17 protein-coding genes are annotated in these 18,510 nt (G+C 67.5%); 8 read left to right on the plus strand and 9 right to left on the minus strand.

Features of this window, described 5'->3' with window-relative positions; translation table 11 throughout:
- Positions 1-3: 3 nt before the first annotated feature.
- Positions 4-447: an SRPBCC family protein gene (locus tag A9973_RS17225; protein ID WP_183014940.1), complete on the plus strand. Its 444-nt coding sequence runs from the start codon at positions 4-6 to the stop codon at positions 445-447.
- Here A9973_RS17225 and A9973_RS17230 read toward each other — a convergent pair.
- Positions 444-1,412 (minus strand): LysR family transcriptional regulator, encoded by a 969-nt coding sequence (locus A9973_RS17230; protein WP_183014941.1) that lies wholly within the window; start codon positions 1,410-1,412, stop codon positions 444-446. The genes A9973_RS17225 and A9973_RS17230 overlap by 4 nt on opposite strands.
- 89 nt (positions 1,413-1,501) lie before the next feature.
- Here A9973_RS17230 and A9973_RS17235 point away from each other — a divergent pair, with 89 nt between their 5' ends.
- Entirely contained in the window at positions 1,502-2,965 is a 1,464-nt protein-coding gene (locus tag A9973_RS17235) for an N-acyl-D-glutamate deacylase (protein WP_183014942.1), read from the plus strand.
- A 37-nt stretch (positions 2,966-3,002) separates the two neighbouring features.
- Entirely contained in the window at positions 3,003-3,962 is a 960-nt protein-coding gene (locus A9973_RS17240; RefSeq protein ID WP_183014976.1) for a tripartite tricarboxylate transporter substrate binding protein BugE, read from the plus strand.
- 6 nt (positions 3,963-3,968) lie between these two features.
- On the opposite strand, the gene A9973_RS17245 is transcribed toward A9973_RS17240, so the two are convergent.
- Genes A9973_RS17245 through A9973_RS17265 form a run of 5 tightly spaced genes read right to left on the minus strand, consistent with a single transcriptional unit; the run spans position 3,969 to position 8,426 of the window.
- The gene (locus A9973_RS17245; protein ID WP_183014943.1) at positions 3,969-5,378 is read right to left on the minus strand and encodes a sulfite reductase subunit alpha; all 1,410 of its coding nucleotides are present in this window, start codon (positions 5,376-5,378) and stop codon (positions 3,969-3,971) included.
- Between the two features lie 4 nt (positions 5,379-5,382).
- Positions 5,383-6,408 carry an FAD:protein FMN transferase gene (locus A9973_RS17250; RefSeq protein ID WP_183014944.1) on the minus strand — a complete coding sequence of 342 codons (1,026 nt, stop codon included), beginning with the start codon at positions 6,406-6,408 and terminating at the stop codon, positions 5,383-5,385.
- A gap of 14 nt (positions 6,409-6,422) precedes the next feature.
- Positions 6,423-7,223, minus strand: a complete 801-nt coding sequence (locus tag A9973_RS17255) for a DUF4198 domain-containing protein (RefSeq protein WP_183014945.1) — start codon at positions 7,221-7,223, stop codon at positions 6,423-6,425.
- Positions 7,224-7,255: 32 nt separating this feature from the next.
- Positions 7,256-7,771, minus strand: a complete 516-nt coding sequence (locus A9973_RS17260) for a DUF2271 domain-containing protein (RefSeq protein ID WP_183014946.1) — start codon at positions 7,769-7,771, stop codon at positions 7,256-7,258.
- A 28-nt stretch (positions 7,772-7,799) separates the two neighbouring features.
- Positions 7,800-8,426 carry a PepSY-associated TM helix domain-containing protein gene (locus tag A9973_RS17265; protein ID WP_183014947.1) on the minus strand — a complete coding sequence of 209 codons (627 nt, stop codon included), beginning with the start codon at positions 8,424-8,426 and terminating at the stop codon, positions 7,800-7,802.
- A 189-nt stretch (positions 8,427-8,615) separates the two neighbouring features.
- Here A9973_RS17265 and A9973_RS17270 point away from each other — a divergent pair, with 189 nt between their 5' ends.
- Entirely contained in the window at positions 8,616-9,167 is a 552-nt protein-coding gene (locus A9973_RS17270) for an HdeD family acid-resistance protein (RefSeq protein ID WP_183014948.1), read from the plus strand.
- A gap of 47 nt (positions 9,168-9,214) precedes the next feature.
- On the plus strand, positions 9,215-9,607 hold the full coding sequence (crcB, locus tag A9973_RS17275; RefSeq protein WP_183014949.1) for a fluoride efflux transporter CrcB: 393 nt from the start codon (positions 9,215-9,217) through the stop codon (positions 9,605-9,607).
- On the opposite strand, the gene hpnE is transcribed toward crcB, so the two are convergent.
- From hpnE to hpnC, 3 genes are read right to left on the minus strand one after another with little or no spacing between them, the layout of a single operon-like run.
- A complete protein-coding gene (hpnE, locus tag A9973_RS17280) occupies positions 9,604-10,941 on the minus strand; it encodes a hydroxysqualene dehydroxylase HpnE (RefSeq protein ID WP_183014950.1) in 1,338 nt (445 codons plus the stop codon). The genes crcB and hpnE overlap by 4 nt on opposite strands.
- Entirely contained in the window at positions 10,938-11,801 is an 864-nt protein-coding gene (gene hpnD / locus A9973_RS17285) for a presqualene diphosphate synthase HpnD (protein ID WP_183014951.1), read from the minus strand. The genes hpnE and hpnD overlap by 4 nt, the downstream gene beginning before the upstream one ends.
- 16 nt (positions 11,802-11,817) lie before the next feature.
- Positions 11,818-12,648 (minus strand): squalene synthase HpnC, encoded by an 831-nt coding sequence (gene hpnC, locus A9973_RS17290; RefSeq protein WP_183014952.1) that lies wholly within the window; start codon positions 12,646-12,648, stop codon positions 11,818-11,820.
- Positions 12,649-12,779: 131 nt separating this feature from the next.
- On the opposite strand from hpnC, the gene alr reads away from it, so the two are divergent.
- The 3 genes from alr to A9973_RS17305 all read left to right on the plus strand — a co-directional run bounded on the left by alr (position 12,780) and on the right by A9973_RS17305 (position 18,509).
- Positions 12,780-13,907, plus strand: coding sequence for an alanine racemase (alr, locus tag A9973_RS17295; RefSeq protein ID WP_183014953.1), 1,128 nt, complete (start codon positions 12,780-12,782; stop codon positions 13,905-13,907).
- 178 nt (positions 13,908-14,085) lie between these two features.
- Complete coding sequence (locus A9973_RS17300) at positions 14,086-14,805, plus strand: SDR family oxidoreductase (protein ID WP_006225417.1); 720 nt, start codon at positions 14,086-14,088, stop codon at positions 14,803-14,805.
- Positions 14,806-14,867: 62 nt separating this feature from the next.
- Positions 14,868-18,509, plus strand: coding sequence for a transporter substrate-binding domain-containing protein (locus A9973_RS17305; protein ID WP_183014954.1), 3,642 nt, complete (start codon positions 14,868-14,870; stop codon positions 18,507-18,509).
- The last annotated feature ends 1 nt before the right edge of the window (position 18,510 follow it).

An 18,510-nucleotide genomic window follows, 5' to 3' on the forward strand; every position in this document is an offset into this window, starting at 1 on the left:
CCCATGCCGCATACCGTCCACATCAGTGCCATCATCCATGCGCCGCTGGATAAAGTCTGGCCGCTGTTCCGCGATTTCGACGGACTGGCGGGCTGGCATCCCGGCGTGGCGCAGAGCCGGCTGGAAGACGGCGGCCGCCATGACGCGGTGGGCAGCGTGCGGTATCTGACGCTTGCGCCGTCGGGCTTCGTGCGCGAACAGTTGCTGATGCTGGATGATCCCGGCACCGCGCTGCGCTATTCGATCATCGAGACGGATCTGCCGATGCGCGACTATGTCGCGGGCGTTTCCCTGCGCCCGATCACGGAAAGCGGCCATACCCTGGTCGAATGGTGGGCCGACTTCCGCGTGGAAGGCGCGCCGCTCGCCGATGTGGCGAAAGCCGTGGGCCAGGGCGTGTTCGCGACGGGCCTGGCGGCGCTGGACGTGAAACTGCGCGCCGGCTAGGCCGCCGCTTTTTTTCCGGCCGGCACGCGCTTGCAGCCGGCCGGCAGCGGCGCATCCGCCAGGTAGTCGTGAATGGCGCGGATCAGCGCCTGCGCGGCCGGGCTAAGCGGATACTCCTTGTGCCGGATGATGCAGACCGTGCGCACGACGGTCGGCCGCGCCAGCAGCGCGTAGGCCAGCCCCGGCTCCAGCACGCGTTCGGCGGCCAGGGCCGGCAGCAGCGCCACGCCCAGCCCGGCTTTCACCAAGGCGGCCTGCGACGTGGTGCTGGACGCTTCATAGAATGGCGCGCCCGCCTCGATGGGCAAGTCCGCGCGGGCGCGCAGCAGCGCCATGATCCCCGTTTCGTCCACCACGCCCACCAGCTTGCGTTGCGCCAGGTCCGACCAGCGCATGGTGCCGTCGCGTGCCGGCCGCAGGCTGTCGTCGTCGGCGCGGTACAGCACGCCGAACCGGTCTTCCAGCACGGGGTCGAAGCGCAGCCCCGGCGCGTCGGCCCAGCGGCTGGTCAGCCCGAAATCCACCTCGCGCGTGGCGACCTTGCGCTGGATGCGGCCGGAATTGTCGTCGCTCAGGTACAGGCGCACGGCGGGATACTGGGCCGAAAAACCGGCCGCAGCCGGCGCGATGATCTGCGTGATGGCCGATGGCGCGGCGGCCACGCCCACGCGCCCGCGCTCAAGCGCCCCGTAGCGCACCACGTCTTCGATCACGCCGTCGAAATCCGCCAGCAGCCGCATCACGCGGGGCAGGAATTCTTCGCCCGCGGCGGTCAGCAGCACGCGCCGGCTGGTGCGCGCGAATAGCTGCGTGGCCAACGCATCCTCTAGTTGGCGCACCAGGCTGGTCACCGACGATTGCGTCTGGAACAGCCGCTTGGCCGCATGGGTGAAGCTGGATTCCTGCGCCACCGCCACGAAGGCGGTCAGGTGCTTCAGGGTGACGTGCTTGGGCAGGCGATTCATTTCAAACGACGATAGATGGATCAATAAAAACAATTTTTCCAGATTGATCGCGCGAACGATACTAGGGGCTTCATCCAGGCGGGACGATCATGCGGCAGGAAACATTGGATCTGATCATTGAAGGCGGCTGGGTCATCGACGGCCTGGGCGCGCCCCGGCGGCGCGCCGACGTCGGCGTGGCGGGCGAACGCATCGCGGCCATCGGCGACTTGTCCGGCGCGGCCGCCGCCCGCCGGTTGGACGCCCGCGGCAAGATCGTGGCGCCGGGCTTTATCGACGTGCATGGCCACGACGACCTGATGTTCGTCGAAAAGCCGGGCCTGGAATGGAAGACCAGCCAGGGCATCACGTCCGTCGTGGTCGGCAATTGCGGCGTCAGCGGCGCGCCCGCGCCATTGCCGGGCAACACCGCCGCGGCCTTGGCCTTGCTGGGTGAAACGCCGTTGTTCACCGACATGCGGGCGTACTTCGACGAAGTGCGCGCGCAATGCCCGATGATCAATGTGGCGGCGCTGGTGGGCCATGCGAACCTGCGCCTGGCCGCCATGCGCGACCCGGCGGCCGCGCCCACCGCGGACGAGCAGGCGGCCATGCAGCGGATGCTGGCCGACGCGCTGGCCGCGGGCGCCGTGGGGTTCAGCACCGGCCTGGCGTACCAGCCGGGCGGCGTGGCGGAATCCGCCGAACTGGAGGGGCTGGCCACCGTGGCGGCGGCGCACGGCGCGCTGCACACCAGCCATATCCGCAATGAAGGCGACGAGGTCGAGGCCGCCGTCGACGAAGTGCTGGCCGTGGGCCGCAATACGGGCTGCGCTACCGTGCTGTCGCACCACAAGTGCATGATGCCGCGCAACTGGGGCAAAAGCCGCGCCACGCTGGCCAACATCGACCGCGCGCGCGCCGAGGGCGTGGACGTGGCGCTGGACATCTATCCCTATCCGGGCAGCTCCACCATCCTGATCCCGGAGCGCGCCGAGACTATCGACGATATCCGCATCACCTGGTCCACGCCGCACCCCGAGTGCAGCGGCGAATCGCTGGCCGACATCGCCGCGCGCTGGGGTTGCGACAAGACGACCGCGGCCCAAAGGCTGTGCCCGGCGGGCGCCATCTATTTCGCCATGGACGAGGCCGAAGTGCGGCGCATCTTCCTGCACGACTGCTGCATGGTGGGGTCCGACGGCCTGCCCAATGACGCGCATCCGCATCCGCGCCTGTGGGGCAGCTTCACGCGCGTGTTGGGTCGCTATGTGCGCGAGGCCGAGCTGCTGACCCTGGAAGCCGCGGTCGCCAAGATGACGGCGCTGCCGGCGCGCGTGTTCGGCCTGGCCGGGCGCGGCCAGCTCAGCGTGGGGGCGTGGGCGGACATCACGGTGTTCGATGCGGACACGGTCTTGGACCGCGCCACCTGGGAATTCCCCACGTTGGCCTCCGCCGGCGTCGAACACGTGCTGGTCAACGGCCAGCCGGTGTTTCCGGCGGCCGATGGCATGGCGCGCCCCGGGAAGATACTGCGGCGGGAAACCGCCGCGCGCAGCCAAGAAACCGAATAACAACAGCAACTATCCTTCAGGAGACTCCCCCATCATGATGTTGCAGAAGACTTGCGCGGCCCTGCTGCTTGCCGCCGCGCTGCCCGCCGCCCACGCCGCTTTTCCCGACCATCCCATCACGCTGATCGTGCCGTTCCCGGCCGGCGGCCCCACCGATATCGTCGGCCGCGTGGCGGCGGCGAAGGCGGGCGAGATCCTGGGCCAGCAGATCGTCGTGGAAAACCGCACCGGCGCGTCGGGCACCATCGGCATGGCGGCCACGGCGCGCGCCAAGCCGGACGGCTACACGGTGGGCCTGGCCACCGTCAGCACGCACGGCACCGCGCCGCACCTGTTCCCGAACCTGGCCTACGACCCCGTGAAGGACTTCACGCCCATCAGCAACCTGGTCACCAGCCCCAATATCCTTAGCGTGAATCCCAAGTTCTCCGCGCAGACGCTGGCCGATTTCGTGACCCACGTGCGCGCCAATCCGAACAAGGACGGCTACGCCAACGCGGGCGCGGGCGGCGTGAACGACCTGGGTATGATCTGGTTCCTGCAGATCATCGGCGGCAAGATGAACAGCATTTCGTACCGGGGCTCGGCGCCCGCGCTGACCGATACCGTGGGCGGCGTGGTTCCAGTGATCTTCGACAACTTCCCGTCGTCGTTGCCATACCTGAAAAGCGGCCACCTGCGTGCGCTGGCCATCACGGGCACCGAACGCAACCCGCGCCTGCCCGACGTGCCGACGTTCGCCGAACAAGGCTACAAGGACTACGACGTGACCGCCTGGTACGGCGTCGTGGGGCCGGCCGGAATGCCGGCCGACGTGCGCGACAAGCTGGCCCAGGCGTTTGCCCAGGCCGTGCGCGATCCGGCGACCGCGGCGAAGATGGAAGAGACGGGCGCGTTCCCGCTGGGCAACACGCCGGCGGAATTTTCTGAGCAGATCCGCAGCGAACGCGACCGCTGGAAGACGGTGATCGACCGCGCGCAAATCAAGCTGCAGTAAGGGCTGTCAGTAGACATCGCGGCGGTAGCGGCCGCCGTGCTGCATGGCTTGCAGCCGGTCGTCGCCCAGGATGTCTTGCAGGGCGGCATCCACGCCGCCTGCCATGCCTTGCAGGCTGCCGCAGACATAGATCGCGGCGCCCGCGTCCACCCAGGACCGCACCGCGCCGGCCTGTTCGCGCAACAGGTGCTGCACGTACCGGCGCTGGGGCTGGTCGCGCGAATAGACGGCGTCCACGCGTTCCAGCGTGCCGTCCTGCCGCCAGGCGTCGATATCCTCCTGGCAGAAGCTGTCGTGCGCGGCGTTGCGTTCGCCGAACACCAGCCAATTGCGCCGGTGGCCGGCGGCGCGCCGGGCTTTGATCAGGGCGCGCAGGCCAGCCAGCCCGGTGCCGTTGCCCACCAGGATCAACGGCCGTCCGTCTTCCGGCACGTGGAAATTGCGGTTTGCGCGCACGCGCAGTTCGATATCGTCGCCCGCCTGGGCGATATGGGTCAGCCACCCGCTGCCCAGTCCCAACCCGCCGTCGGCGCCGCGCATCTGCCGCACCAGCAACTGGATCGCGCCGTCTTGCGGCAAGGACGCAATGGAGTATTCCCGGTGCGCCTGCACGGGGCCGCCGCGTTCGTGCCGGGGCCCGATCTCGGCGATGTCGCCCGCCGCCCATTGCGGCATATCGCCCGCAGGCGGGGTCAGGGTCAGCAGATAGCAAGGGCCGCCCTGGCTCTGGGGGTTCATCAAGTGGCGGTCCGCCAGGCGCCAGGTGTCGTACACGGGCGCCTGCCAGTCAGGCAGGTCGCTGCGGCCGGCCAGCAGGCCCAGGTGATGCTGCCAATGGCGCAGCGCGGCCGGGTCGCCATTGTCCACTTCGACAAGATCGAACAGCGGCGTCGCGCCTTGCGCATGCAGCCAGTCGTCAAGCCGGTGGCCGAATCCGCAGAACCGGGCGTATTCGCTGTCGCCCAGCGCCAGCACCGCGTACTGCGTGCCGGCCAGCGCCGGCGCTGTGCGAGTGGTGGCGCTGGGGGAGGCGGCAGTGACGGACCTGGCCTGCATCTGGCCGGCAAAGGCTGCGGCGGCATCGGGCGGGTCGCCTTCGCCGTAGGTGCTGGCCACGAACAGGATGCGGCGATAGGCGGACAAGCGCGTCAGGTCCAGCTGGTCCAGCGCCGCAACGCGCACGGTCAGGCCGCCGGCGCGCAAGGAGTCGGCGGTCTGTCCGGCCAGCGCTTCGGCGTAGCCGGTCTGGGTCGCGAAGGCGACCAGCAGCGTGTCTTCGGGCGTGGGCGCGTTCAGGGCGTGCAGGGCCTGCGCCTGCTGCGCCTCGTGCCGCCGGGCGCGGCGCCATGCCCACAGGCAGAGCAACAGCCAAAGCCCCACCACGCATGCCGCAGCGATCAACCGGGTCAGGCTCATGGGGTCAGCGGGGCGATGTCCGCGCCTGGAACGCCGGGGTGGCGATGACGCGATAGGCGCCGGCGTCGCGCAGGATGAAAAGGGCCGCCAGGTCATGCCGACGGGCATAGGCCAGACCGTCCGCCTCGCCCAGCACCGTCAACACCGTGGCCAACGCGTCAGCCTGCATGCAGAGGGGGTGCAGCACGGAAACCGAAGCCACGTTGTTGCGCACGGGCCGGCCGGTGCGCGGGTCGATGGTGTGGGCGTAGCGCACGTCGCCGCTGCCGGCGTGGCGGCGGTAGTCGCCAGACGTGGCGATGCTTGCGTCTTCCAGCGGCAAGGCCAGCGCGTGGTCGTCGCTGGCGTCCGGCACTTCGACAGCCACGCGCCAAAGCTGGCCGTCGGGCCGTTTGCCGCGCGCGCGCAGTTCGCCGCCGACTTCCACCAGGTATTGCGTGATGCCCAGCGCGTCCAGCGCCATCGCGGCGCGGTCCACGCCGTAGCCCTTGGCGATGGACGACAAGTCCAGATACGCGCCGCCCGGCTGATAGGCGGCCTGCCGGGTGGCGTCCAGCGCCACGCGCCGCCAGCCGCAACGCAGGCGCGCCGCATCGATGGCGGCGGGCGAGGGCGGTTCAAAGGCGCGTTGATGCGGACCGAAGCCCCAGGTGTTCACCAGCGGGCCCACCGTCGGGTCATAGGCTCCGGCGGTGTCTTCCGCCAGCGCCATCGCGTGGCGCAGCACATGGAAGAACGCGTCGGGCACGTCTCGCCAGCCGGGGTCGGCCTGGTTGAACAGGCTGATGTCGGAATCCGCTTCCCATGTGCTCATCTGGGCCACGACTTCGTCCAGCGCGGCCTGGATCGCCAGCCGCGCCGCCTGGTCGCTGCAACCGGCGGGCAGCGCCAGGCGCGCCGACCAGGTGGTGCCCATGGTGCTGCCTGCCAGTGCAGCCGGCGCCGCCAGCGCGGCCGGCATGGCGCCGTAGGCGACGCGGACGGCAGGGGCCGCCGCGCCGCGCGGCGCATAGGAAGGAGTGGAGGCCACGCGCCTGCCGCCGTTTAAGGCTGCAGCACTTCAACCGTGCCGGCGTACGACAAGCGGCGCTTCTTGGCTTGCGGCACCGTCACCTTGGCGTCTTCCATGCCGGCTTCGATCCAGTACAGGCCGGGTTGCGCCCATTTCACCGAGAACTTGCCGTCCTTGTCCGTCTTCAGCTTGATTTCGCCGACTTTGTCGCGATAGCGGCTGCCGCCGGGCACCACGTTCACTTCCAGTTCCGCGGCGGGCTTGCCGTCCAGAAGCATCTGGAAGGTGGCTTCTTCGCCAGTGAACAGGTCGTTCGGGTGCGTGACGGGCGCCAGCTCCAGGCCACGGCCCACCGGCTTGACGGCGGTCGGCTTGCCCGCGGTCACGAAGGTTTCGACGCGGCCCAGGCTTTGCGAGACTTCCAGCTCTTGGGCGTTGGCGGGCACGGCCTGGGCCATGCCTTCCACCTTGCCAAAGTAGCGCTTGTTCTTGCCGTCTTCCTTCCAGCGGGCGAACACGCCGTCATTGACGACCGCCACGCGGTAGGTGCCGCTTTGCTTCAACTGCAGGTCGAAGGTGCTGCGCAGCTTGCCGCGGTTCAGATTTTCGGCTTCGGCGGCACTGCCGTCCGGCGCGACGACGGCCAGGCCGTCCAGGCGCAGCGGCGCGTGGTTGAAATAGAACTTGTCGTTGCCCACGGCCGCGTCGACCGTGATCCAGCTGTCGGTGCCCGACAGCACGGTGGAGGACGGCACGATCCAGATGTCATGCGCGTGCGAGGCAAAGGGCAGGCACAGCGCCAGGGTGGCGGCCAGTTTGGCGGCGTATTTCATGGTTGCGCTCCTTAAAGGCGATTCGATGGGCATCAGGGTTTGAGGTCGAGCGCGATGGCGCCCAGTTCGTGTTCGCCGCGCACCGTCAATTGCTCGGCTTTCTGCGGCGGCCACTGGAAAGGAATGCGCAGCAGTTCGCGGCCGCCGACTTCACGGGCGGCTTCAACCACCACGGCATACTGGCCGGGCTTGAGGCTGGACAAGGGCTTGCTGGCCGCGTCGAAGCTCAACGCATGCTTGCCTACGGGCTTGGTCGCGCCGCTGACGCCGTCCACCGGGAACTGCTGGTTGCGGCCGCTGCGGCGCCACCATTGGCGCATGTCCTTCAACCACTCGGTGCCTTCGTTGTTCTTCTTGGCCACGTCGTACCAGACGGCCAGGTCGGTGGCGACGCTCTGGTCGGGGTTTTCGATCCAGATCGCCACGTAGGGGCGGTGGTACTCGGCCACGTCCAGGCGCGGCACCTCGATGTTCAAGCCGATGTCGGCGGCGTTGGCCGTTCGGGCGATCAGGCCGGCCAACAGGGCCGGCAAGAGCAGTTTGCGCATGGAATTCTCCAGGGGCGGATCGATGGAATCAATGGATGAAGAGCAGGGCCAGGACCACCGGGATCACGACGCCCAGCCCCACCATGGGCCAGGTCGCGCTGCGGTTGCCGGCGTGCATCTTCAGCAGCACCAGCCCGGTCAGCGAAAAGACCAGACAGGCGACGGCGAAAATGTCCAGGAACCAGCTCCAGGCCAGGCCGGTGTTGCGGCCTTTGTGCAAATCGTTCAGGTACGAGATCCAGCCGCGGTCGGTGCGTTCGTATTCCACGTCGCCGCTGGCAAGGTCGATGGACAGCCAGGCGTCGCCGCCGGCGCGCGGCAACGACAAATACACCTCGTCGGCTGACCATTCGGCGGTCTTGCCGGCGGTGGCGGCATCCAGCGATTCGTCCAGCCATTGCGCCACGGGGGCGGGCAAGGGGGCCTTCTTCTGGCCAGGGGGCGCGGACAACTGCTTCAGCACGGGCTCGGGCAGTTGCGCCTGCCGGCTGGTCACCACGGCTTTGGATTCGATATGCGACGCGTTGTTCAGCGTCAAGCCGGTGACGGCGAACAGCAGCATCCCCAGCAGGCATAGCGCCGAGCTGATCCAGTGCCATTGATGCAGCGTCTTGAGCCAATAGGCCCGGCGCCGCGGAGCGGGTTGACTGTCCATGCGGGATTCGATTTGAAGGGGCGGATTCTAACATTTAATGAGAATTACTCTTATAAAACACCTTGATTGGCGAAGATGGAAATTTCAATCCGTTTCGACGCATGGCCTGGGTTCCGATTCCAGAGGCGTGGCGCCGACGGTACAGCGGCGATAAGATGGGCCACCCGTTACCAACACCGGAGGTGCGTCATGCTGGAACCGCAATGGGGGGATATTGGTCGTCATTGGGGGTGGGTCGCCTTGCGCGGCGTCGTCGCCATCCTGTTCGGATTGATGGCCTTGTTCATGCCGGCCATCACCTTGTCGGCGCTGGTGCTGGTCTGGGGCGCGTTCGCGCTGGTCGACGGCGTGCTGGCCCTGATCGCGGGCGTGCGCATCCGCGACAACGGCAAACCGCTGTGGGCGCTGATCATCGTTGGCCTGCTGGGCGTGGCCGCCGGCATCGTGACCTTTCTGTGGCCCGGGCTGACCGCCTTGCTGCTGCTCTACATCATCGCGTTCTGGGCGCTTGCGGCCGGTGTGTTCCAGGTCATCGCGGCCATCCGTTTCCGCAAGGAAATCCGCAATGAATGGCTGCTGGGCCTGTCCGGCGTGGTCTCGATCCTGTTCGGCGCCATGCTGGTCGTGCAGCCCGGCGCAGGCGCCTTGGCGCTGGTGTGGGTCATCGGCATCTATGCCGTGTTCTTTGGCATACTGCTGCTGATCTTTTCCCTGCGGCTCAAACAGCACCGCGCCCCGTAGTACCGCGTCCCTCAGTACCGCGTGCCTCAGTACCCCGCCCCTCGACCATGTCCGCCTACCAGACCCTGATCCCCCTGAATTTCCTGGCCGTGGGCCTGGGTGCCATCCTGGGCGCCTGGACCCGCTGGCTGGTCAGCCTGTGGCTGAATGTCGAATCCTGGCCTTGGGGCACGTTCGCCGTGAATCTTGCGGGCGGCTATCTGGTGGGGCTGGCGCTGGCGATGGTGGCGGGGCACCCCGAATGGCCGGCCTGGGTGCGCCTGGGCGTCATCACGGGCTTCATGGGCGGCCTGACCACGTTTTCGACCTTCTCGGCCGAAACCGTGGGCATGCTTGAACGCGGCGCCTACGCCAGCGCGTTGGGCTACGCGGGCCTTAGCCTGGCGGGGTCGTTGGTGCTGACGGCCGCGGGCATCGCCACGGCGCATCTGCTGCGCTAGGCGCCTGCGTCCAGGTCCGCGCGGGGATTCAGCACGCGAGCGGCCTGCAGGCCGCTTTGCACCGCGCCTTCCAATACGCCAGGGTAGCCCGTGTCGGTCCAGTCGCCGGCCAGCGCCAGCGTGGGCCAGGGGGTGGAATTCAACGGGCGCGTCAGCCCCGGCACCGCCGCGAAGGTGGCGCGCTTTTCAATCAGCAGTTCGGACGCGGTCACTTCCGGCATGGCGGGCAAGCGCGCGGGATGGCGAGCGGCCTGTTCGGCCACCTGGTCGATCAACGCCTCCACCACCTGATGGCGGTTGCGTTCCGCGATGCTGGTGGCGGCGCTGGCCACCACGGCCAGTTCGCCCGCCTTGGTGTCGCCCGCCAATTGCGCGCGGTCGAACAGCCATTGCCCGACGTGGCCGCGCGCGGCTTCCTCGCGCAGCATCATCATGGGTTCGGGCAGGCGCCACGGCTCCGCCAGCCGCAGGTTCAGCGTCGCGATGGGCAGGTAGGTGAATGCCTTCAGGGCATCGAGCAGCCCCGTGGCGCCGGCCTGCCGCAAGGGCGCGTCCAGCAAGCGCGCCGCGAATGCGGGCGGCACCGCCAGCACGGCGGCGTCGAAACGTTCCTGATTGACGACGATGCCGTCGCCGGACGGGTCCAGCTGGCGCACGGTACTGCCGTAGCGCATCGTGACCTGGCGCGCCGCGGCATCGGGCCACAGGGCGGACAAGTCGGTGCAGGGCAGCAGCAGGTCGCTGTCTTCGCGGGTGCCGGCCAGGCTGTCGCGCAGCACGCGGGCAAACAGCGCCGCGCTGGCCGAGGCGGCCGGCGTGTTCAGCGCCGCCAGGCAAAGGGGTTCCCAGACCTGGCGGATCAGCGCGTCGGACTGCGCGTGGTAGTGCAGCAGATGCAGCACCGTCCAGTCGCGCGGCGGCATCCAGGACATGGTTTTCAGGCCACGCATCAGGCGCAAGGTCGCGAAGCGGTCGGCCCACGACAGGCCGCGTGCGCGCAGGATCGCGATCGCCATGTGCAGCGGGGCGGGCAGGTGCGGGGCCGACAGGCGGAAACGGCCGTCCAGGGAGGCCAGGCGCAACGGCCTGCGCATCAGCAGGGCATCGGGGTTGCGGCCCATCCGGCGCATCAGCGCCAGGGTGTGCTTGTAGGCGCCCGACAGCAGATGCTGGCCGTTGTCCAGCGGTGCGTCGAAATCGCCGTGGAACACGCGGCGGGCGCGGCCGCCGGGCGTGTGGCCAGCTTCGAATACGGTGACCTTGGCGCCGGCTTCACGCAGGGCGACGCTTGCCGCCAGCCCCGCCCAACCGGCGCCGATTACCGCCGCCTTCACCGTGCCAACCGGCGGACCAGTCCGCGTCCGCCGCCTACCCAGGTCTTCCATGCCAGCCACAGCTTGCGCACCGGCGTCAGCGAAATGCGCTGGTGCAGCACCTGCCAGTTGTCGCGCTCGATCTCGTCGAGCAACGCGTGGTAGATCGCGGCCATCATCAGCCCGGGGCGCTGCGAGCGGCGGTCGGTTTCAGGCAGATTGCGCATCGCTTCGCGGTAGAGCTCGCGGGCGCGGTCAGCCTGGAACTTCATCAGGGCGCTGAAACGCTCCGAGTATTCGCCGTTCAGGATGTCCGAAGCCTTGACCTCGAACTGCTGCATCTCGTTGACCGGGATGTAGATGCGGCCGCGGCGCGCGTCGTCGCCCACGTCCCGGATGATGTTGGTCATCTGGAACGCCAGGCCCAGCTTTTCGGCATAGACCAGCGTCTTGGGATCGCTGTAGCCGAAGACGCCGGCGGACAGTTCGCCCACCACGCCGGCGGCATGCCAGCAGTATTTGCGCAGGCCCGGCCAATCCAGGTAGCGGGTCTGGTCCAGGTCCATTTCCATGCCGTCGACGACGGCCAGCAGGCGCTCGCGGGTGATCGAACAGCTTTCCAGATGCGGCTGCAGCGCCCGCGTCACGGGGTGGTCCGGCTTGCCGTCGAACATCTGGTCGACCTGCGTGCGCCACCAGGCCAGCTTGACGCGGGCCAGCGACGGGTCGGTGCATTCGTCGACCACGTCGTCCACTTCGCGGCAGTACGCATACAGCGCGGTGATCGCGCGGCGGCGTTCGGGCGGCAGGAACAGGAAAGAGTAGTAGAAGCTGGAACCGCTCTTGGCGGCTTTCTCCTGGCAATATTCGTCAGGGGTCATAGATAGGCAGGGCCTGTTACTTGATAGAGCGCCACAGCATGATGGCCCAGTCTTTGGCGCCCAATTCGGGGCGATTCATGAATACATCGTAGCTGCTCGCCTCGATACGCTCCAGCACGCGCAGCCCGCCTTGCACCACCAGACGCAGCTCCAGGCCGATGCGGCCCGGCAGGCGGCGTGCCAGCGGAGCGCCGAAGTGTAGCAGCGCCCGCGTGCGTTCGACCTGGAAGGCCATCAGTTCGCGCCAGGCGGGGGTCAGGCGGCAGGCGGCCAGGTCGTCTTCGGTGACGCCGTGGCGGCGCAGGTCTTCCTGCGGCAGATAGACGCGGTGCTTGTGCCAATCCACCCGCACATCCTGCCAGAAGTTCACCAACTGCAGGCCCGAGCAGATCGCGTCGCTCTCTGCCGTGTCCTGCGGGGTGGTGGCGTCGAACAGATGCAGCATCAGCCGGCCGACGGGGTTGGCCGAGCGCGCGCAGTAGTCGGCCAGCGCGGCGTAGTCCTCGTAGCGTTTGACGGTGATGTCCTGCTCGAAGGCGGACAACAGGTCGTAGAACGGCGTGATCGGCAACTGGTGCCGGGCGATGGTCCGGGCCAGCGGCGTGAAGATGTCGGCCAGCGGCGGCAGGCCGGGCGGAGGCGTGGCGCCAGGCTCCGCGCCGATGCGATGCAGCTCGGTGCGGAACGCCGCCAGCTGGGCCAGGCGCTCGCTGTCGGTGGCGCTGCCTTCATCGGCGATATCGTCCGCGGCGCGGGCGAACCGGTAGATATCGGTCACGGCGCCACGCAGCCGGCGCGGCAGCAGCACCGAGGCGACGGGAAAGTTCTCGTAGTGATCGATAGACATGATTAGCAGCTCGGGTCGGGTCCCCGGGGACCCTGTCCGCATCATTTTAGAGTAGTCGTTTCGTGAAGGCACGCTGCCGTCCCGGCGGGGTCGGCGATCAGTTAGACTTAAGCGCCACAGGATCTCACATCATGCCGCGCCCAATTTCCGCCACTGTCTCCGTTTCCGCCCTTGCGCACAATCTTGCCGCCGTGCGCCGCCACCTTGAACAGACCGCCGCAGCCGCTTCCGGCCTGCCGCCTTCCATCTGGGCCGTCATCAAGGCCAACGCCTACGGGCACGGCATCGAACAAGCGGTAACGGGGTTTTCCAAGGCGCAGGGCTTGGCGATGCTGGACCTGGACGAAGCCGTGCGCTGCCGCGAGGCCGGCTGGGGCGGCCCGATCCTGCTGCTTGAAGGCTTCTTCAACCCGTCGGATCTCGATCTGGTCGACCGCTACCACCTCAGCATCACGGTCCACAACCGCGAACAGCTGGACATGCTGGCCCGCGCCCGCTTCGCCCGCCGCGTGGACATCATGCTGAAGCTGAACAGCGGCATGAACCGCCTGGGCTTCAGCCCGGCCGCCTATCCCGCCGCGCACGAACGCGCCTTGCTGCTGCAGCAGCAGGGCACGGTGGGCTCGATCGGCAAGATGACGCACTTCGCCTGCGCCGACGGCCCCCAGGGCGTGAACGAGCAATTGGCGGTATTTAATTCGGTGACGCATAAGATGCCGGGCACGATCAGCGTCTGCAACTCGGCGGCCACGCTGCGTTTCGCCGACATCGCCATCGGTTCGCCCACGCAGACGCATTGGGTGCGCCCCGGCATCTGCCTGTATGGCGCCTCGCCGTTCGCCGATGCCGACGCCGCCACGTTCGGCCTGAAGCCGGCCATGTCGCTCGCTTCCGAGATCATCGCGGTGCAAGAGCTCAAGGCGGGCGACTCGGTCGGCTACGGCGCCATCTTCCGCGCCGAACGCGCCATGCGCGTCGGCATCGTCGCCTGCGGCTATGCCGACGGCTACCCGCGCCATGCTGCGACCGGCACGCCGGTCGTCGTGGCGGGCATCCGTACCCAATTGGTCGGCCGCGTCTCCATGGACATGCTGATCGTCGACCTGGACCCCATCCCGGCGGCCGGCGTCGGTGCGCCCGTGACGCTCTGGGGCGAAGAGGGCCCCTCGGTCGACGAAGTGGCCCAGGCCGCCGGCACCATCGGCTACGAGCTCCTCTGCGCCCTGGCGCCTCGCGTCCCTGTCACCCGGGACGCCTGAAAGCACTGATTCCCCTCCCGTCCGGCATCGCCAGGCGGGGTCCGTTCCGGAGTGTCCGGCGTGCAAGAATTGCTACGCAATTTACAAGACAGCCGACGCCGGATGGTGTCTACTTACAAAAACCGGGCGCTCAAGCGCCCGTTTTTGACCCAGAACACAGACTACGAGGTTTCCACCCATGAAGGACAAATGCGTGCTCATCACGGGCGCCACGAAAGGCATAGGCTGGGCGCTCACGCAGCGGCTGTCCGACATGGGTTGTCATGTGGTCGGCATCGCCCGCAACACGACGGATGTGGACTTCCCGGGCTACCTCTACGCCTGTGACCTGGCCGACGCCGGGCGCACGGAAGAGGTCCTGCGCGAAATCCGCGACAAATTCCCCGTGGACGCCGTGGTCAACAACGTGGGCATCGCGTCGCCCCAGCCGCTGGGCGAAATCGATCTGGCCACGCTCTATAACGTGCTGGACTTGAACGTGCGGGTCGCGGTGCAGGTGACGCAGGCTTTCGTCGAATCCATGAAAGTGCGCCGCGCCGGCCGCATCGTCAACGTGGTCAGCCGCGCCATCTATGGCGGCCTGGACCGCACGGCCTATTCGGCCGCCAAGAACGCGCTGGTCGGCTGCACCCGCACCTGGGCGCTGGAACTGGCCGAATACGGCGTCACCGCCAACGCGGTCGCGCCTGGCCCGATCGAAACCGAAATGTTCCGCGCCACGCGTCCGGCGGGCAGCGACGGTGAAAAGCGCGCGCTGGCCTCGGTGCCCATGAAACGCCTGGGCACGCCGGCCGAAGTCGCCGCCGCCATCGCCTTCCTGCTGTCGGACGATGCCGGCTTTATCACCGGCCAAGTGCTCGGCGTGGACGGCGGCGGCAGTCTGGGCGGACGCTCGTAAGCGGGCACGGGGACGGCGGCGCCTTCGCCTTGCGCACCGCAATTCCACGGACGGGATTGCCCATGAGGTCGTTTGTCATCCGGGACTGGGCCTTGCGGCGGCTCCTCGCCGCGAGCCTGCTATGGCTCGCGGCCGCCTTGTCGCCGGCAAAGGCCGTCGAGCCGTCAGCCCCCTTTCTGCTGACGTTGCAAAGCCAGGAACATTGGCAGCATGCCGCGCCTGCAATTTCCGAAAGCGACTGGGTTTGGCTGCGCGAAAAGCGCGAGCTGGTGCTGGGCGTCGTCGACAAGGCGCAGGCGCCATTCGAAATGGTCTATCGCGACGGCACGTACAAGGGTATCAACGCCGACGTGACCTCGCTGGTTGCGCAACTGCTGGGCTTGAGCGTGCGCCTGGTGGCTTTCCGGGACGACAAGGCTGCGCTGGCCGCTCTGGCTGACAAGAAGATCGACCTGCTCGCCGGCGACCTGGATCCCGCCGCCGCGACCGGCCTGGTGCCCAGCTTGCCCTATGTGACCGACAAGATCGCATTGTTCCGCCGTACCAGCGAAACCCGGAAATTTCGGCCGGATCTGCGCGGGATCACAGTTGCCGTCGCGGGTGGCGCAACGGCCGCCGAAGCCTCCAGGCGCTATCCTGATGCCAAGGTGGTGGAGTACGGCACGGACGATCAGGCCATCGCGGCATTGGGCTTCGGCCACAGCGACGCCTACCTTGGCGGGGTGCTGACGGCCTACCACCGGATCAATGGAGCGTTCCACGGCTATGTCCAGTTCGACCGTTTCACGGGCATGTCGACGCAGTACCGCTACGCGCTGAACGCTTCCGACACGCGCTTGCGGCAGATCATCGACGAGGCCATCGCGGCGATCGGCGGCGCGTTGCCGGAGATCACCCGCAGTTGGGCGGGCAGCGGCTTTATCCCCGATACCCGGAACATTCCCTTCACGCCGGACGAATTGCGCTGGATCGCGCTGCATCCCCGCTTGCGCCTGGTCATCAACGACGATCTGGCGCCGATCGCATTCTTCAACGTCAACGGGCATTTCTCGGGCCTGGCGTCGGACTTGCTGGAGATGGTGTCCTTCCAGACCGGACTGACGTTCGATGTGGTCAGCCGCCGGGGCAGTTTTCCCGCCCAGATCGACCTGATCCAGCAAACTGGCGCCGACGTCGGCATCATGACCGTCACGGCCGAGCGCGAAAAGTCCCTGCGGTTCACCAAACCCATCTCCCTGGATCCGCTCGTGCTGGTCATGCGGGGCGGGGCGCGCGACACGGGCGCGCCGGCGAATCCGCGCAGCATCGCCATTGCCGAAGGGCATTTCGCAACCGAATTCATTCGCCAACGCTATCCCCAGGCGGCCATCTCCAGCGTCGGCTCCTCGTTGGATGCCTTGCACAAGGTCGACATCAACGATGCGGACACGGCCGTCATGGCGTTGCCGTCAGCGCGCTACTACAACGGCCGCTTGTTCGGCGACCGCCTGGTCGTGAGCGATATGCTGGACATCGCTCCCGTCGGCATCAGCTTCGCCGTGCGCCGCAGCGACCCGGAACTGCAGTCGATCCTGGACAAGACGCTTGCCGTGCTGACGCCTTATCAGATCAGCGCGTTCAACAATCGCTGGAAGGCGATACCGGCGATGGCGGGCGAGACCTGGCGCGACTATGCCGTCATCATCGCCGAGGTCGTCGCGGCCGCCGCCTTGCTCTTGCTGATCGCATTGGCATGGGCGGTCTCGCTCAGGCGCACCGTCCGCGCCAAGGATCACGCCAAGAAGCTGCTGAAAGACCAGCTGCAGTTCGTCAGGACGCTGATGGACAGCATGCCGCCGCCGATTTATGTGCGCGACACCGCAGGGCGCATGCTGGCATTCAACCGCAGCTATCTCGACAGCGTCGGGCTGGAGTCCGAAGATGTACTGGGCAAGACGGCGCTGGAGATGCCCAGCGACACGTTCGAAGCCGCCGAACGTTTTCACGCCAGCTACCTGGAGGCGTTGAAGACCGGCCGAAGCGCCACGGGCGTGCATGCCGTGCGGCTGCATGGCAAAGAGATCTGGATGCAGCACTGGATTCAGCCTTTCCAGGATTCCGCCGGCGTGAATGGGGGCGTGATCTGCGGCTGGATCGACATTACCGAGCATCGCAACCTGATCCAGGAGATCGAAGCCGCAAAGGACCAGGCGCTGGCGGCCAGCCGCGCCAAGACGACCTTCCTGGCGACGATGAGCCATGAGATACGCACGCCGATGAACGCCATCATCGGCACGCTGGAGCTGGCGCTCAAGCGCGCCGACACCAAGCCCATCGACCGCCACAGCATCGAGATCGCCTTCGCCTCGGCGCAAAGCCTGCTCGCGTTGATCGGCGACATCCTGGATATCGTCCGGATCGAATCCGGACGCCTGAGCCTGACGCCCGGCCGCGCAAATCTGCGCGAGCAGGTGGAATCCGTTGCGCGGGTATTTGAAGGGCTTGCCCGCCAGAAGGGCCTTAGCTTGCTGTTGGAGATCGATGCCGAGGCGCAGGCCGACGTGCTGATGGACGCGTTGCGGTTCAAGCAGATCCTGTCCAACCTGATTGGCAATGCGATCAACTACACGGACACGGGTTTTGTCAGGGTCCGCGTGCAGGCGGTGGAGTCGGAAACGTCGGTCCTGCAAGTGAGCGTCGCGGTCGAGGACACCGGAGTTGGGATCTCCGAGGAAGACCAGCAGCGCCTGTTCCGGCCGTTCGTCCAGGTCGACGGCGGCGACCGGGGCGCGGGGGGGACGGGGCTGGGCCTCGTCATCAGCCGTTCTTTATGCGAAATGATGGGCGGACGGTTGACCCTGTCCAGCGTCCCGGGGCGCGGCACCACGGTTTCGGCGGAGTTGCGCTTGCAGATCCTCGATCCCGTCGCGGCGGCAAAGCCGGCCCAGCCGCTGCCGGGAAGCCAACGCGTCTTGCAGATCCTGGTGGTGGACGACCATGCCGTCAGCCGGCGCATCTTGATGCAGCAGTTGGCTTTTCTGGGCCACGAGGTGCAAGAGGCGCCGGACGGGATGGCGGCGCTTGCCCGATGCGCGACGCATCCTTTCGATGTGGTTTTCACCGATTTCCGCATGCCGGGCATGAGCGGCGCGGAACTGGCAAGGGCCATCAGGCAGGGCGAACAGGAACGCGGCGAAGTCCGTGCCCTGATCATCGGCGTGACGGCGGACGCCCAGCCAGATGAGATCGCGCGCTGCGTCCAGGCGGGCATGGACGAATGCCTGATCAAACCCGTCGGTCTGGACGCACTGGCGGCGCGCCTTGCCGGCATCGCCCCGGAAAGCCGTGATCCCCTTGAGGCCGGGGGCGACGCGCCCTTGTTCGACTTGGGGCCCTTGCAAGAGGTATCGGGCGGCAATTTCGATCAGCAGTGGCTGCTGCTCGACGAGTTGTTGCGGGCCAACCGAGAAGACGCGCAACGGCTGGAGGCATATGCCTCGACGGGGCGTACGGGCCAGATGGCGGAAATCGCTCACCGGATCAAGGGGGCGGCGAACGTGATCCGTGCTGAAGGCGTGGTTCAGGCGTGTAGCGAGCTCGAACGCGCATGCGGCGCAGGACGGGCCGATGACGGGGCGTTGGCGTCTGCCGTCGAACGCCTGCAATCGTCGTTGCGGCAATTGGAGCAAGCGTTGCTCAGGCTGCGGGACAGTCAGCGTAGCTAGC

The organism is Achromobacter sp. UMC46, from assembly GCF_014170335.1.
Classification (GTDB): domain Bacteria; phylum Pseudomonadota; class Gammaproteobacteria; order Burkholderiales; family Burkholderiaceae_B; genus Achromobacter.